The 15887-nt window shown below is 60.0% G+C and carries 9 protein-coding genes and 3 pseudogenes; 9 read left to right on the top strand and 3 right to left on the bottom strand.

Going from position 1 to position 15887, the window contains the following annotated elements:
* Positions 1-19 precede the first annotated feature (19 nt).
* From modA to L0Z65_RS18550, 4 genes and pseudogenes are all read left to right on the top strand, one after another.
* Complete coding sequence (gene modA / locus L0Z65_RS18565) at positions 20-754, top strand: molybdate ABC transporter substrate-binding protein (protein WP_392342229.1); 735 nt, start codon at positions 20-22, stop codon at positions 752-754.
* Positions 755-763: 9 nt separating this feature from the next.
* Positions 764-1462 carry a molybdate ABC transporter permease subunit gene (modB, locus tag L0Z65_RS18560; RefSeq protein WP_096873375.1) on the top strand — a complete coding sequence of 233 codons (699 nt, stop codon included), beginning with the start codon at positions 764-766 and terminating at the stop codon, positions 1460-1462.
* Positions 1456-2548 (top strand): annotated as a pseudogene (gene modC / locus L0Z65_RS18555) (molybdenum ABC transporter ATP-binding protein). The gene modB and the pseudogene modC overlap by 7 nt, the downstream one beginning before the upstream one ends.
* Before the next feature lie 206 nt (positions 2549-2754).
* Positions 2755-4056, top strand: coding sequence for an NAD(P)/FAD-dependent oxidoreductase (locus L0Z65_RS18550; RefSeq protein WP_392342226.1), 1302 nt, complete (start codon positions 2755-2757; stop codon positions 4054-4056).
* On the opposite strand, the gene L0Z65_RS18545 is transcribed toward L0Z65_RS18550, so the two are convergent.
* Entirely contained in the window at positions 4050-5132 is a 1083-nt protein-coding gene (locus L0Z65_RS18545) for a zinc ABC transporter substrate-binding protein (RefSeq protein WP_392342378.1), read from the bottom strand. The two genes, L0Z65_RS18550 and L0Z65_RS18545, sit on opposite strands and share 7 nt — an antisense overlap.
* Before the next feature lie 94 nt (positions 5133-5226).
* On the opposite strand from L0Z65_RS18545, the gene L0Z65_RS18540 reads away from it, so the two are divergent.
* From L0Z65_RS18540 to L0Z65_RS18530, 3 genes are read left to right on the top strand one after another with little or no spacing between them, the layout of a single operon-like run.
* Positions 5227-5709 carry a Fur family transcriptional regulator gene (locus tag L0Z65_RS18540; RefSeq protein ID WP_040169677.1) on the top strand — a complete coding sequence of 161 codons (483 nt, stop codon included), beginning with the start codon at positions 5227-5229 and terminating at the stop codon, positions 5707-5709.
* Positions 5706-6482 carry a metal ABC transporter ATP-binding protein gene (locus L0Z65_RS18535; RefSeq protein ID WP_040169679.1) on the top strand — a complete coding sequence of 259 codons (777 nt, stop codon included), beginning with the start codon at positions 5706-5708 and terminating at the stop codon, positions 6480-6482. Before L0Z65_RS18540 ends, L0Z65_RS18535 begins: the two co-directional genes overlap by 4 nt.
* Positions 6482-7279: an iron chelate uptake ABC transporter family permease subunit gene (locus L0Z65_RS18530; protein ID WP_392342224.1), complete on the top strand. Its 798-nt coding sequence runs from the start codon at positions 6482-6484 to the stop codon at positions 7277-7279. The genes L0Z65_RS18535 and L0Z65_RS18530 overlap by 1 nt, the downstream gene beginning before the upstream one ends.
* Before the next feature lie 133 nt (positions 7280-7412).
* On the opposite strand, the pseudogene L0Z65_RS18525 reads toward L0Z65_RS18530, so the two are convergent.
* Both L0Z65_RS18525 and L0Z65_RS18520 read right to left on the bottom strand, forming a co-directional pair.
* Positions 7413-9693, bottom strand: a pseudogene (locus tag L0Z65_RS18525) (response regulator).
* Between the two features lie 20 nt (positions 9694-9713).
* Positions 9714-10538 carry a PhnD/SsuA/transferrin family substrate-binding protein gene (locus L0Z65_RS18520; protein WP_392342377.1) on the bottom strand — a complete coding sequence of 275 codons (825 nt, stop codon included), beginning with the start codon at positions 10536-10538 and terminating at the stop codon, positions 9714-9716.
* Between the two features lie 283 nt (positions 10539-10821).
* Between L0Z65_RS18520 and L0Z65_RS18515 the strand changes: the two are divergent.
* Both L0Z65_RS18515 and L0Z65_RS18510 read left to right on the top strand, forming a co-directional pair.
* Positions 10822-14849 (top strand): annotated as a pseudogene (locus L0Z65_RS18515) (PEP/pyruvate-binding domain-containing protein).
* Positions 14850-14955: 106 nt separating this feature from the next.
* The gene (locus L0Z65_RS18510; protein WP_392342222.1) at positions 14956-15864 is read left to right on the top strand and encodes a MurR/RpiR family transcriptional regulator; all 909 of its coding nucleotides are present in this window, start codon (positions 14956-14958) and stop codon (positions 15862-15864) included.
* Positions 15865-15887: the final 23 nt, after the last annotated feature.

Raw genomic sequence — 15887 nt, 5'->3', positions numbered from 1 at the left:
GCATCTCGTATGTCTCGCTGTGGTTCTGGCCCTGTTTCTGCCGGGATCCGCGTTCGCCGACCGCCTTACCGTTTTTGGTGCAGCAAGCCTCAAAACCGCGTTGGAGCAAATCGCTGAAACCTATGAGGCCCAAAGCGGCACCACCGTTGATCTGTCTCTGGCCGGGTCCTCCCTGCTGGCCCGGCAACTACAGTATGGCGCGCCTGCGGATGTTTTCATCTCTGCCAACGCCGCCTGGATGGATTGGGCTCAATCGCGAAACCTAATTGCAGCGCAGACACGGATTGACCTCCTCGGCAATTCCCTCGTTCTAATCGCACCAGCCCCAGCAACCGTGCCCTCGCTCTCTTTGCAAGATTCATCCGCGCTGCTGGCCCAAATACAGGATCGCCCAATGGCAATGGCGCTGGTGGAGGCAGTCCCAGCCGGAATTTATGGCAAGTCTGCGTTGCAACATCTGGGCCTTTGGGATCAGCTGCAGCCATATGTTGCGCAGACCGACAATGTACGCGCTGCTCTTGCACTGGTTGCCCGCGGGGCCGCTGGTCTGGGTGTGGTCTACGGATCCGATGTGATCGGCACCCCCGCTGTCACCTTTGTGGACCGGTTCCCGCCGGACAGCCATGCACCAATCACCTACCCCGCCGCCGCAACCCATGACGGGCAGGAGGCCATTGATTTCCTGAACTTCCTCGGCAGTCCGATTGCGAAAGAGATCTTTGTCGGGCAAGGTTTCACCGTGCTAGTGGAGTGACCCAACAGAATGCAGTGGCTTGGCCCCGAAGAATGGCAGGCGGTGGCCTTGTCCCTGAAGGTATCGTTCTGGGCAACCCTTCTGTCGCTGCCGCTGGCGTTGTTGGTGGCGCTGGCGCTGGCACGCGGGCAGTTTCGGGGCAAAGCATTGCTAAACGGGGTGGTTCATCTGCCATTGATCCTGCCGCCGGTGGTTACTGGCTACATCCTGCTGATCGTCTTCAGCGGCCCCAGCCCGGTTGGGACTGCACTGAACGCGGTTGGTATCGTCTTTGCCTTTCGCTGGACCGGCGCGGCCCTCGCCGCTGCAATCATGGGATTTCCGTTGATGGTCAGGGCCATACGTCTTTCGCTGGAGGCGGTGGACCCCAGGCTGGAACAGGCGGCCGCAACGCTGGGTGCCTCGCGGATCTGGGTGTTCGTGACCATCACCCTGCCCTTGATCCTGCCCGGCGTTCTGGCCGGAGCTGTCCTTGGCTTCGCCAAGGCAATGGGTGAGTTTGGCGCAACCATCACCTTTGTTTCCAATATTCCGGGCCAGACGCGGACGCTCCCCTCAGCAATCTATGCTTTTCTGCAGGTGCCCGGTGGTGAAACCGCGGCATTTCGGTTGGTGATCATCTCCGTTGCCCTCGCCATGGCGGCGCTGCTGGCGTCAGAATGGCTGGCACGCCGGGTCGCAGACCGGGTCCGGGGCGCCACATGTTAGACGTCAGGCTGACGCATCAGCTGGGGCAGTTGGCCCTGGATGTGGATTTTTCGGCCCCTGCCGGGGTGACCGTTTTGTTCGGCCGCTCCGGCGCCTAAGCAAAACCACTGTTGTCAATGCTGTGGCAGGTCTGCTGAAACCGGGAACAGGCAAAATCTGCCTCAGAGACCGCGTTGTCCTGGACACAGAAGCCGGGGTAGATACCCCCCGCACCGTCGTCGCATTGGCTACATCTTTCAGGATGCCCGGCTTTTCCCCCATATGAGCGTTTCGAAAAACCTTCTGTATGGCAAAAGGTTTATGTCCCGAAGCAGAGAGGTCACGACGTTTGAGACCGTGGTAGAAATGCTCGGATTGGGTGCCTTGCTGAACCGCCATCCAGCCAATCTTTCGGGTGGTGAAAAACAGCGTGTCGCAATTGGCCGCGCCTTGCTGTCGGCACCGGATATGATCCTGGCGGACGAACCGCTGGCCGCCTTGGACGAGGCACGGAAGGCCGAAATTCTGCCCTATCTGGAACGGCTGCGCGACGAAATCACGCTTCCTATTCTCTATGTCACCCATTCAGTTGCTGAGGTCGCCCGGCTGGCAACCACCGTGGTTGTTCTGCAAGACGGGCGCTGTATACGCAGCGGCCCCGCTGATCTGGTGCTGGCCGATCCGACCATTCTGCCAACTGGCGTGCGTGGTGCCGGTGCTATTTTGCAGGCAACAGTACAGCAGCATCACGCAGATGGGCTGAGCGAATTGAACGCCGGTGGCCTCGCCCTGTTCCTTCCCCGGGTGCCCCATCCGCAGGGCCATGCCGTGCGTGTCCGCATCTCCGCCCATGAGGTGATCCTGTCGCGCCAGCGCCCCGTTGGCCTCTCTGCATTGAACATTCTGCCGGGTCGCGTCACCGCACTGCGCAGCGGCGAGGGGCCGGGCATTATGATCTCTTTGCAGACCCCTGCAGGAGCTTTGCTGGCGCGTGTAACCCGGCGATCTGCCGCGGCATTGGATCTGGCCATTGGCACGGACTGCCATGCGATTGTGAAATCCGTATCGATCGCGCCAGAAGATGTGGGCGGAACCCGCACAGGCTGAGCCGCTGCACCCCGTATCGTACTAGAAACCACCACCAAACGGCTGATTTCTCTCGGCAACTGCGACCCTCTGCGGTATGCCAAAATCAATCATCAGGTGGATCACGATATAACAGGTCCGGATGAAAACCGGCGAACTGCGGAGGGGCATATGCGGCAACACCAGATTTTGAGGCGATGTGCTCCCTTTACAGAGGACACCCGGATATGACGCCTGACCGGAACCGCAGCCTCTGGCAGGCAACCTGCCGTGAGGGCCTGTCCGCTACGGCCCTGCAAGATGATGTTTCAGCGGATTTGGTTGTTGTCGGCGGCGGGTATACCGGTTGTTCGGCGGCTTTGCGCGCCGCGGAGCTGGGGGCTGATGTGCGCTTGCTGGAGGCGGAGACCTTTGGCGCGGGCGGATCCGGACGGAATGTCGGATTGGTCAATGCCGGGCTGTGGTTGCCGCCTGAGGAGATCAACGCCACCCTCGGAGAGGTCAACGGCGCCCGGCTGTCCACTCTCCTTGCAGCCGCGCCCGCAGCGGTCTTTGAAGTGATCAAGACCCATCAGATCGATTGCGAACCGGTCCAGACCGGAACCCTGCATTGCGCCCATGCGCATTCAGGACTGAAAGATCTGCAAAAGCGGTACCGCCAGTTGACGGCGATAGGCGCGCCGGTCACGCTCCTGTCTCGTGACGATGCCATCGCGCGTGTTGGCAGCGATGCCGTTCATGGCGCCCTGTTCGATCCCCGCGCCGGAACCATCCAGCCGCTGGCCTATGCCATCGGACTGGCGCGCGCCGCAGCTGCGCAAGGCGCCAAACTGCATGCAAACTCACCCGTTGTCGGGATCACACGCGAAACAGATGGCTGGCGGGTCAGCACACCCGGTGGCACAGTCCGTACCCGTCACTTGATCATGGCCACAAACGCCTACACGCTGCCCATCACGGGATATGCCACCCCCGCCACCATCCCCGTCAGCTATTTTCAGGCCGCCACCGCGCCGCTTCCAGCCGATCTTGCGGGGCAGATCATGCCTCAGGCAGAAGGCTGCTGGGATACAGGCCTGATCATGTCGTCTTGGCGACGCGACCGCGCCGGACGGTTGATCATCGGCGGTATGGGCGCCTTGTCCCACCCGGCGCGCAGCATTCATAGAAACTGGTTGCGGCGGAAGCTGGCAGTCATGTTCCCTGCCCTCGCAGATCATCCGTTTGAAGCCGAGTGGGCCGGTAAGATCGCGATGACAACCGAACACATCCCAAAAATTATTGATTTGGGTCAGGGATTTGCCTGTTTTGGATACTCAGGTCGCGGTATCGGCCCCGGCACGGTTTTCGGCCGACACATGGCCGAGGCCCTGATCCATGGAGACAGATCGCTCCTTCCCATTCCGGTGAGCGACGACCACAGGTTGCCCTTTGCCGGGGTGCGTGGCGCCTATTATGAGACCGGCGCCACACTGGTTCATCTCCTGTCGGAACGGATCGGCCAGACGCCGACCACCACCGATCAGTAACAGCCCGCGATCGCCTCACCGACTGAGGCCAGAAGCTGCGGATAGAACTGTGGTCCCGGTTCCAGCGTGACGCCAAGCGGATCGACAACCGCCGTGCCTGCATCGGTTCCATCCAGTACCGTTGCGACCAGACCGGAGTTGAACTGCGGCTCGGACAGGACACAACGCACCTTCATTTCCTGAACGATTGCGCGGACCTCGGCGATGCGGGCCGGGCTGGGGTCCGATGCATCACTCAGCGAAATTGCCGCTGCAGCCTCAATCCCGAACCCGGTTTCAAAATACTGATACGCATCGTGAAAAACGACAAAGGGCTTGCCTGCTACAACGTCCAGTTTGGTTGCAATCTCGGCAGCGGCTGTCGCAATCTCGGCCTGCCCCTCTGCGGCGTTGCGCATGTAGAGCGCGGCATTCTCCGGATCAGCAGCCGCCAGAGCCTCAGCTATGACCTGCAGCCAAGCGCTGCCATTTTCCGCCATCAGCCACGCGTGGGGATCAAGACTACCGGCCTCGTGGTTGTGCCCATGCTCATCTGCATGCGCTGTTTCGGCGTCGTGATCCGTATCATGTTCACCTGCGTGATCTCCGTCGTGATCATCATCGTGATGGGCGTCGTGATGCTCCTCATCATGCCCGTCGTGATGGTCATCCGCATGATCGTCCTCATGCCCGTCTTGATGATCATCGCTGTGATCGTCATCATGCCCCTGCCCGAACTGAACGCTCTCCCGCACCATCAGCTGCTGTGTCGCCTCGGCGTCGAGCAGAGCAATCACCGTGGCATCGGACGCAAGCGTCGCAATAGGCCCTTCCAGCCACGGTGTCAGCATCGGCCCAACCCAGAAGACAAAATCCGCCTGATCCAGCGCCCGCGCTTCCGAAGGGCGCATCGAATGACTGTGCGGCGACGCGCCGGGCGGAACCACCAGGTCGGGCGTGCCAACACCCTGCATCACACGCGATACGAGGCCGTGGACCGGAGTAATGTCGGTAGCGACGGCTGGCACCTCGGCAAAGGCAACCGTCGCTGCGGTCCAAACTGTTGCGGCAGTTGCTAAAAAGCGGATTTGTCCCATGACGGCCCCATGTAATTGTATAACATTACGGCGGTTGATAAACGTCATAACATAACATATCAACCCCGAAAGAGATCGCCCAACGGAGCCTCAGATGGACCCCATCGGATTTCACGCACACGACCACAGCCACTGTATCAGCGATGGGATCGCCGTCGCTGATGCACATTGTCGTGCGAATGGCCTGCAATTTACGCCAGTGCGGCGCCGGGTGCTGGAAATCTTGCTGCAGGCCCATCGCGCTATGGGCGCTTATGATCTGCTGGACATTCTGCGCAGCGAAGGTTTGGGCTCGCAGCCTCCGATTGCCTATCGGGCGCTGGATTTTCTGGTGAAAAACGGCTTCGCGCACAAAATTGAACGGCTGAATGCCTTTGTGGCCTGCAGCCACCCCGGTGACGATCACGCCCCGGTCTTTATGATCTGCCGCACCTGCAATGCGGTTGCAGAGGCACCGTCCCAAACCTCAAACGGCCGCCTTGGGGCCGCCGCCCGTGAAGCGGGGTTTCTGATTGAACGCACGGTCATGGAGGCGGAGGGTCTTTGTCCTAAATGTCAGGCGGACGACGCGTCATGAGCTTGGTCAAACTTACCGGTGTCAGCGTAAGGCACAACGCCAACCCCGTGCTGCACAATGTTAATTTTGCGATTGATCGCGGAGAAATCGTGACCATCGTCGGCCCCAATGGCTCGGGGAAATCCACCTTTCTGCGGACGATCATCGGCGCGTTGCGGCCAACGCTTGGTGCTGTGTCCCGGGCGCAGGGGCTGCGCATCGGCTATGTTCCGCAGAAGCTGCATATCGATCCAACCTTGCCTCTCAATGTGCGCCGGTTCCTGAGCCTGCCGCATTCCGTGTCGGATGCCGCTGCGCAGAAGGCGCTGGAGCAAGCTGGCGCCGGACAGTTGATGAAACGCCAGATGACCAAATTGTCAGGGGGCCAGTTCCAGCGTGTTCTGCTGGCGCGCGCGCTGCTTTGTAATCCGCAGCTGCTGATTTTGGATGAGGCCACGCAGGGGCTGGACCAGCCCGGGTCCGCCGCTTTCTATCAGCAGATCGAACAGCTGCGCCGCGATTTGGGCTGTGCCATTTTGATGGTCAGCCATGAATTGCACGTGGTTATGGCCGCCTCCGACCGTGTGATTTGCCTCAATGGTCACATCTGTTGCGAAGGCGCCCCCGAACATGTGGCCTCCGCCCCGGAGTATCGCGCCCTTTTCGGAACCGGGACGCAGGGCGCTCTGGCTCTCTATCGACACGAACACAACCATTCGCACGATCACCGCTGCGGTCACGACCACGCGCATGATCCGCAGACCGCCAATGCCGATATGACCGGACCCCACTGATGATAATTTTGGACAGCTTTCTGATCCGCGCTGCGCTTGCAGGCGTCGGCGTCGCAATTGCCGCGGCCCCCCTTGGGTGTTTTGTGGTCTGGCGCCGGATGGCCTATTTCGGCGATGCAACCGCACATGCGTCGATCCTGGGGATCGCGCTCGCCCTCAGTTTCGATACCTCGATTTTCGTCGGCGTGCTCGCAATGGCCCTGATCATGGCCACGGTTGTCTCAACACTCAGCGGCAGAGGCTACGCGGTCGACACGCTTCTGGGCGTACTGGCCCATTCGTCTCTGGCGTTCGGCCTCGTGGCGGTGTCCTTTCTGCAAGGCGTGCGGCTTGACCTGATGGCCTATCTGTTTGGTGATATCCTCGCGGTAAATGCCAACGATCTTATGGTGATCTGGGGCGGCGCCGTCTTGGTTGTGGGGCTGCTGTGGTGGCGATGGTCAGCGCTGTTGACCGCGACGCTGAACCCTGACCTTGCGCATGCAGCGGGGATTGATCCCCGACGTGAGCAGCTGGTCCTGACCCTGGCGCTGGCGGTTGTGGTGGCCGTTGCGATCAAGGTGGTCGGCGTGTTGCTGATCGCGGCCCTGCTGATCATCCCGGCGGCAACCGCTCGGCCTTTTGCTGCAACGCCCGAGCGCATGACCATCATCGCAGCCGTCACCGGTGCAGTCTCAGCACTGGGAGGTTTGCAACTGGCCTTCATGTTCGACACACCAACCGGACCAACAATTGTCTGTCTTGCGGCCTGTCTTTTCGCCCTGTCGAGCCTCAAGCAGCTGCTGAGCAAGACATGAGCCACGCCAGCGCGTCACGAAATCACATTCCTAAGGCCGGTAGGACATCATAGCTGCCAAAAAAGGTGCCTCAGATCGCGCGCAGAAGAATATACATGCTGATCTGCCTGATCTCTCCGCCAGCCTGGGGGCGTCAGGTTCCGGTTTTCAGCAAAGGCCCACAATCAACCCATTTTCCGACCGCGCCAAGCAGCGCCTTCTTGTTGATCGGCTTGCTTAGGAAATCATCCATGCCCGCCGCCAGACATTCCTCACGATGTGATTGCAGCGCGTTTGCCGTCAACGCCACCACCGGGCAGCGGCCCAGACCGTTGTCCTTTTCCAGCTGACGGATCTCAGCCGTCGCATCGATCCCGTCCATTACCGGCATCATCATATCCATCAACACGATATCCGGATGGTATTCCTGGAACATCGTCACCGCCTCTTCCCCGTTGGCCGCGATCAATACCTCTATCGGCGCCGCCTTCAGCATGCGCGAGACAACCAGCTGATTGGTCCGGTTGTCTTCAGCCAGGAGAAGTTTCACCTCAGGCACGACAGGTGTGTCCACACCCTGCACGGGAACGGCCTGCGGCGCCTCCTCGGTTGTCGTCTCCAAGACGCGGCTCATGACCGACTGTAGCTGCGCAGCCCGCAATGGTTTCAGGGCGACCTCACAGCGCCCCAGATGCTCTCGGGCCTCCCGGTCAATGGTATTTTCAACAGAGGATAAGATCACAATGGGCAAATCACGGTATTCCGGAATGTCCCGAATGCGCTCCGCCAGCTCCTTGCCGTCCATACCCGGCATCTGGAAGTCCTGCAGAATAACATCGTAGTGGGTGCCATCGTGGCGCGAATCCAGCAGCAGCTCCAGCGCCTGATGGGCTGAGCCTGCGGCGACGCTTTGCACGCCCCATGTTGCCAGCCGTTCAGTCAGAATGATCCGGTTGAGTTCAAGATCGTCAACCACCAAGGCCCTGAGCCCCTTGAAATCACGCACATCCTGCGCCCGTTTCGGCTGACTTGGCCGGATCCGAAGCGGCAGGTCGATGGTGAAGACTGACCCCTTGCCAAGTTCCGACTGCACAGAGATCCGCCCCCCCATCAATTCCAGCAACCGGGTCGAGATCGCCAGGCCCAAACCGGTCCCTTCGTAGTTCCGCGTGGCGGCGCCATCGGCCTGCTCAAACGCGTTGAAAATACGATCCAAGCGGTCTTCGGGTATGCTCGGCGCCGGTGTCAGTCACCGAGATGCGCAGATCTGTCCAATCATCCTCGGTCTCTCCGGACACCTCAATATAAACATACCCCTTGCCGGTAAATTTGACCGCATTGCCTGCAACATTGGTCAGAATCTGGCGAATACGCCCGACATCACCTTCGTAGCATTCCGGCAAACTGGGATCATAGCGCAGGGTCACCTCAACGTTCTTCTCTGCCGCCTTCGGTGAAAGCAGCGTCACCACATCCTCAATTGCGGTCTGCAGATTGAAGGGCGCGCGCTCCAGCTCCATCTTTCCAGCTTCGATTTTGGAGAAGTTCAGGATATCGTTGATAATGGTCAGCAGCGCCGATCCCGATTTTGAGATCGTCTCGGCATACATTGTCTGGTCTTCATCCAGATCGGTTTCAAGGATCAGCTCAGCCATCCCGATCACGCCATTCATCGGTGTGCGGATCTCATGAGACATATTCGCAAGGAATTCCGATTTCGCCCGATTGGCGATATCGGCAGCTTTGCGCGCCTCATCCAATGCATATTCGCGTTCATCCCGTTCGGAGAAAGTGTCTTCCAGCACTCCGACAGAAAAGTTGAGCGCCCGAAACTCGCGCGAGGCGAACCACGGTAGACGGGCCTGCAGCCCCGACAAACCGGCAATGGCATCCGACATTCGCTGATGGATGATCTGCAAGGGGCGCAACGCCAGCACACTCACCAGGATCAGCACCAGTAGCGATAGCATCGCCACAGCAACCACAGTCCACATGATGGTCTGACTGACCTTGTGCTGCACCATGGCCTGACCTTCACGCGTCGACCAATGGACAACCATACGACCGAAATCAAACCCATCCAGCGTGATCGGTCGATCATACATGACAAAATCACCCGGCCCCACCTGATCGATCTCGCCCGCTGCGGCAATCGGAGTCCCGGCGCTGTTCTGGATCTGGATCTTCAGCAGCTTGGGATTGCGTGCAATCGCCTCAATCAGACCGGTTTCCAGGACCGGCACGTCCTCAACAATGATCGACTCAAGCATCAGCCCGCTCAGCAGCGAGATGGTCAGCTCAGCCTGTTCTTTCAATTGCGCCTGAAGATTTTTGGTCTCGTACCGGCGTGCGACATCGCCAATTGCTGCCGCAACCAGCAGGGCTGCCAGCGACAAAGACACGACGATCTGAAAGAGTATGCCCGTGCGTTTCATAAGGATCCCCGGTGAAGGCACTAAAATGCCTGACTTTGCTCCATCGCGTCGCGGATCAGGTCGTAATCGGAATCAGAGCCCTGAAGAAAGCCGTTTTTGGACACCCGCCGCACGATCTCTTCGTTTTCTGAGGACAGCATGATCTCACGCATGGCCAGCAGCACATTCTCCGGCAGGGTCGAGGATGCCAGCCAAGGCTTCGTGACATTGTCAAAACTTGCTAGGATCCGAATCGGCACACCCTTGGCGATCAGTTTTTTGTAGGTGCTTTCCTTCAGCGCACCTGCAGTGAATTTACCGGCGCCGACGGCCTCCCCCACCAGATCGTGACGGCCGAGGTAGTCATAGGTGTGCAGATCACCACTGTCGATTCCGGCCTCCAACAGATGGCTCTGCGCCAGATATCGGCCAATGGTCGACAGCTCATCTCCGAAGGCAAAGCTGAGACCCGCAAGATCCGACAATTCGGTGATCGCACTGTCGCGATGCACCACGATGACGCCCTTGAACCGCTTGCGCCCCTTCTTCGATTCCATGGCAACAATCTGAATGCCCGGATTCTGTTTCATCACGTGAACATAAGAGGCAGGCCCAAAGCGCGCGAAATCAACCTCCCCGCTGGCAAGTTGATCGATACCCTCTTGATATTCCTTGGCAACTGTCATCCGAATGATAACTTTTTCGCCTAAAGCCTCCCCCAAACGATTGGACAGAAACGTCAAAAAAGGGCGGTATTTCTTGACCGTCACGGTGGGTTTATCCGCAGCATAGGTGCCAAACGTCAGCGTGATATCGGCGCGGGCGGCCATCGGCGTCATCAGCATCAGCAGGCAAACGCAGATCATCGACCACAGGCGCATCACACCCGCAGCTCCACAATGATATTTCCAGGCGGTTGGCATCTCGTTCTCCAGTCTGAACCCGGACAGGGCCGGTTCGGTGAATCCACGCATTTGTTTACCCTGAATAGTGAGAAAATTTGGTTAAGTGATCCTGAAATAGTATAAATAATTTTACGGCTCGCTCTCGGCGCAGCCTGAATATTAACGTTTAAGTAACGATTTCAGCGCTCTTTTGTAAAATTCGTCACAAATTTGAAGATCGGGCACAAGCCCGGCAGGACCTCCCGTGATACCAAAATGCATTCGCTTCCACACACCTGTTTCTCGCCTGTCGCTGGCGGTTCTTTTCTCGTCGGCGCTGGCGCCCGCAGCCGCTTGGGCCATTCCCTCGCCGGAGCTGGTGATCGGGTCGGTCTCCTCCCTCTCGCAGGTGCTTGCAGTGGGGGTTGCAATGGTGTCCGGTCTTGGTGCGGTGATCGCAGCCAAACTTGGCCTGCAACCAAAGGGCAAGGCCGAAGCGAAGCGATATCCGGTCAAATTGATCACCGGTCTGGTGCTGGCAGCGCTGGCGCTGGCGATGCTGAACTACTGGCAGTTCACAACCCAGCGCGCCGCTGAACAGGCCCGTTTGCAGGCAACCCTGGTGCGACCTGCGCAATTCGACGGCACCAAGATCAAGGATACGACGCTCCAGGAAACAAGTTTCTCGCGCCAGTCGGACCACCCGTTGGCCATGTCCACTGCTGATGCCGCTGCTGCGCTCAACGATGGTCAGACATTGTTCTACGACATCCGTGAAACCGGTGAGAACGCCATGGGCACCCTGCCCGGCGCAACCCATATCCGCTTCCCCGACTTCCTGCAGTCGCGCCCAGTGCAACCCGGCCAGAAAGTCGTGTTGTTCTGCCACAATGGCAACCGCAGTTCAGAGACCTGCGCCAAACTGGCGGCGATGGGCATTGATTGCAGCTTCATCGCCGGTGGGATCGAAAAATGGATCGTTGAAGGGCGCGATTTCTCCGACAAGGATGTGAAGACCCTTTCGGATCTGCGTGCGATCCCGGACTACTCCGGCCGCGATGTGCTCCTCAGCACCGCTGATTTCACCACCTTGTTGAACACCGAAGATCTGCAAATCGTTGATACCCGCTATCCCGGGGATTTTGACGCGGGCCATCTACCGGGAGCGGTCAACATTCCGATCCGCAAGATGACCACCGCCGATCTGATGCAACGCATCAGTGAGCTGGACCCCAGCAAACCAACGCTGGCCGCCTGCTATGATCGGCGCAGTTGTTTCATGAGCCAGGTTCTGGGTCTGGAATTGGCGCAGAAGGGCTTTGATTTCCGGGGACGGTACACGTTGCCATGGGAGTATTTTATCGCACCGGCACCCAAACCGCATGTTCAGGCCTGGCTTGCCGACCAGCAAAGCGGCCTTTGGGACAAGGCGATCTCAGGTCTCGCGACCGCCCTCCTCTGGGTGCATGAACGCAGCCATATCCTCCTTGGCCTGCTGGCGTTGTCGCTGATCACCCGGATCATGATCCTGCCGGTCGCGCTGAAATCCGAGCGTGACCAGATCACCACCGCCGAAACCGCGGATGAGATGAAGGCGCTGAAAGAACGACTGGCCGATGATCCCGTACGCAAGGCCAGGGCAGTGCAGGCATTTTACGCCGACAAAGGCCTGACACCGATGAAGAACCTCAGCGCGTTGTTGTTCCTACCGGTGATGATGCTGGGCGTCTCCGCCGCACAAGAGGCCAGCGCCAGCCTGCAGACGCCGTTCCTGTGGATGGCTGACCTCGGCCTGCCAGATCCGCTGTTCATCATGCCGGTGCTGTTCTGCGCGCTTGCTGCGGTTTACCTGTTGTGGGCCGTCGCCAAGACCAAGCGCCAGAAACTGCTGTGGATGGTGCTGGGCATGCCTGCGCTCTTTGCTATGGTTTTCAGCCTATCGGGTGCGGCCAATACCTATCTCTGCTTCAGCCTGACGCTGTTGCTGGTGCAGCGCGCCTATGTGACAGGCATGCACCGCCAGCTTGGCGACGCCATCGCCTTGCGCGCCCACAAGCGCCGCCTCGCCAAACTGCCGCGCGGCGTGATTCCGATGGGCTACACCGAGGAGCTGGAACACGCTTAAGCAACAAGGCCCTGCGCCTGTCGATCCTGCGCAACGCAGGCCTGCCGGTGCCCGGCGGCGTGATCGTGCGCTCTGATGCGATCCACGACTACCGCGACATGTCCGACGCCCAGAAAGACGCCTTTGCGGCCAAGATCTTCGGCCTAGCTGGCGGCAAACCAGTCGCCGTGCGCTCCTCTGCCAGCAATGAGGACGGCGCCGATCAGAGTTTTGCCGGGGTTTTCGAATCCGTCCTCGATGTGACCGCCGACAGCATGCGCGCAGCCCTTGATGAGGTGGTGACCAGCTTCTCCTCAGACCGCGCCGCCAGCTACGCAGGGGATGGCGACAGCACCGATCAGGGCAATATCGTGGTTCAGGAAATGGTTCAGGCTGAATATGCCGGCGTCCTGTTCACACAGGATCCCATGGCGCCGGGCATGTGCATGATCGAATGGGTCGAAGGCTGCGGAGAGGATCTGGTCTCCGGCCGCGTCACCCCCACCAGCCTGCGGTTTGGCCGCTACACAGGATTGCCTGCATCCGAGGATCAGGACCAGACGCTGGACATGGCACCGCTTCTGGCGCTTGGGCAACACATCGAAGAGACCTTTAATGCTCCGCAGGATGTCGAATGGGCCTATGCCAACGGTCAGTTCCAAATCGTGCAAAGCCGCGACATCACCACGCTATCGCTCGGCACCGAACAGGAGCAGACCCGTCTGGCCGAATGGCGTGATCTCCTGGACCACTACGCGGACGCTGATCCGGACCAGACCATTCTGGAACAGGACGAAATGTCGGAGGTTCTGCCGCGCCCGACACCCTTGTCATTCTCGCTGATGGGCAGTCTCTGGTCTCCCGGTGGCAGTGTTGATCTGGCCTGCCGCGCCCTGTCGGTGCCCTACAATCTGCCCGAAGGCCGCGCCGGTCATCTGGTGAACCTCTTTGGCAAGACCTACGTCGATGTCGACCTCAAGGAGCAGATGACGCTGAAGTTGACCGCAACCAAGGCCAAGCAGCTGCGCAAACAGGCCCGTCCGATGATCGACCGCTTCCACGCGGAGGTTCTGCCCCGGCTCAGCGATCAACTGGCGTTCTGGCAGGCTGTGGACTACGCCGCCCTGCCGCTGCCCAAACAGCTGGAGGCGATTGCGACGCTGCGCGACCTCTTTGTCACGGACATCTATGTCGAAGCCGAGAAGGTGAATATTCTTGCGGGCTTCACCATGGGCGAGGCCAGCGCCGCCGCCGCAGGTGACCCTGCGCTGCGTGCCCATCTGATGCATGCCGAGCTGCCCAATGCACCGTCCAGCCTGCTGGCATCCTGCACCGGGCCGATGGCCGAAAGCCGCGCACAGGTTCTGATGGGGCATCGGTCAATCTTTGACTATGAGCTGTCGGCACCACGCTACAAGGAAGCCCCCAGCCTGCTCGCGTCGCTGCTCGACAGTTCGGTAGAGCCGATCAGTGGCACCGTCACCCCCCCGGCAAACCTGCCCGAGGATCTGCGTGACACGCTGGATCTGGCGATTGCCTATCAGGATCTGAAGGAGCAGGCCAAGCACGAGGCCCTGCGGGTTCTGGCAGAGTTGCGCCGGGCGTTGCTGGCACTTGGCAACCGCTCCGGTCTGGGTGATCTGGTATTTTATCTGGACATGGATGAGATCATGACCGGCAGCTGGGTCCAGCCCACAGCGCTGAAAGACCAGGCCACAGCCCGCAAGCACCGTGAGGAGCTGCGCAAGCCATCCGCGCCGACCGCAGTCAGTCTCACGCTGCGCGACTGTGAACTGCTGTCACTTGGGGCGCAGGCGGGATCCGGTGATGGCAGCCTCGGAGGCACTTGCGTCGCGGGCAGCGGCAGTGTTGAGGCCCGCGTGTTCTGGATCGAGGATGAAACCGCCATTGGCCCTGATGTCTTTGACGGTTTTCAGGATGGCGATATTCTCGCCTGCCGCATGATCAACCCCGCTTGGCTGCCCTATGTGCAACGGTCGGGAGCCGTCCTCAGCGAGGTTGGCGGCTGGCTCAGCCACATGGCGATTGTCGCGCGGGAGAAGGACATTCTGATGCTGGTGGCCTGCAAGGGGCTCGACCAGCTGGCCCATGGTGAGCGGATCACCGTGGCAGAGGATGGATCGATCACGCAAAGCAACGCATCAGACCTGCAGGCGGCATCCGCCTGACAGACCAACGCATCCGCCCCCGCCGGACCGACCAACGGTCCTCCGGCGGGGGCAAAACATATGTTCCGCCTTGCACTCCATCACCCAAATGGTCTGAACTGCCGGTATGGACCCGCACCTTGATCCCCGACAGACTCATCGCCTGCTTGATCAGCTGAAAACCCAGATCGACAGCCTGCCCCCGGCCCTCTCGGCGGCGGCGAAATACATCATCGACACGCCCGGCGACTTCGGGCTTGATCCGATCCGTGTCTCCGCGACCAAGGCCGGCGTCAGTGCCAATTCACTTGTCCGGCTGGCCGCACATCTTGGGTTTGACAGTTTCGAAGCCCTGCGCGCCCCCTTTCGTGCCGCACTGACCACCGAACGCGAGGGCGGGCTGGGCCTTGGTTGGCTGGATCGGTTGGAACAGACCGCCGACACCGCCCGTCACGGTCGCATCGCCCGCAATGAGGTGAACATCGTGGCCAGGTCCCTGCGGCTGATGACTCCGGACCGGACCGCCGCCATTGTCACCGCACTCAGCTCGGCACGGCGCTGCTATGTGACCGCGACCCGCGCCAGCTACGCCCTGGCCTATTATTTTCACTACGTCGGCCGCATGGCCTTGCCCAGTCTGGATCTGGTGCCCCGTCACATGGGTGCTGCGGTTGACGAACTGATGGAGATCGACGCAGAGGATTGCCTGATCGCCATGACCTTCGCCCCCTATTCCTCCGAAACGTTGCAAGCCCTGCGGCTGGCCCGCAGCAAGGGGGCGACGCTGATCCTGATCTCCGACAGCGAAGTTATCGCGCCGGGACTACAGCCGGACCACCTGTTGCTGGTCGCGGATAACGCGTTGCACCCCTTTGGCGGCTACGGCGGCGCGATGGCTGTTCTGGATTGTCTGCTGACCCATCTCGTCGACGCCGGAGGCCAGGATGCACAGGACAGAATCCGCAACTATGAGGCCCTGCGCGAAGACACCGGCGCCTATTGGCGCGGGGGCAAGCTGCCGAAGGTTCCAAAATAGTCTGTATTAGAGACTATGCCGCC

Origin of the sequence: Phaeobacter sp. BS52 (assembly GCF_045040595.1) — a bacterium.
GTDB classification, from domain to species: Bacteria; Pseudomonadota; Alphaproteobacteria; order Rhodobacterales; family Rhodobacteraceae; genus Phaeobacter; species Phaeobacter piscinae.
This window is presented reverse-complemented; position numbering and strand designations above follow the sequence as displayed.

Excerpts from the sequence above, each read along its gene's own strand:
- modB (WP_096873375.1), top strand. The coding sequence starts at position 764 with ATGCAGTGGCTTGGCCCCGAAGAATGGCAGGCGGTGGCCTTGTCCCTG.
- L0Z65_RS18550 (WP_392342226.1), top strand. The coding sequence starts at position 2,755 with ATGACGCCTGACCGGAACCGCAGCCTCTGGCAGGCAACCTGCCGTGAG.
- L0Z65_RS18545 (WP_392342378.1), bottom strand. The coding sequence starts at position 5,132 with ATGGGACAAATCCGCTTTTTAGCAACTGCCGCAACAGTTTGGACCGCA.
- L0Z65_RS18540 (WP_040169677.1), top strand. The coding sequence starts at position 5,227 with ATGGACCCCATCGGATTTCACGCACACGACCACAGCCACTGTATCAGC.
- L0Z65_RS18535 (WP_040169679.1), top strand. The coding sequence starts at position 5,706 with ATGAGCTTGGTCAAACTTACCGGTGTCAGCGTAAGGCACAACGCCAAC.
- L0Z65_RS18530 (WP_392342224.1), top strand. The coding sequence starts at position 6,482 with ATGATAATTTTGGACAGCTTTCTGATCCGCGCTGCGCTTGCAGGCGTC.
- L0Z65_RS18520 (WP_392342377.1), bottom strand. The coding sequence starts at position 10,538 with ATGATCTGCGTTTGCCTGCTGATGCTGATGACGCCGATGGCCGCCCGC.
- L0Z65_RS18510 (WP_392342222.1), top strand. The coding sequence starts at position 14,956 with ATGGACCCGCACCTTGATCCCCGACAGACTCATCGCCTGCTTGATCAG.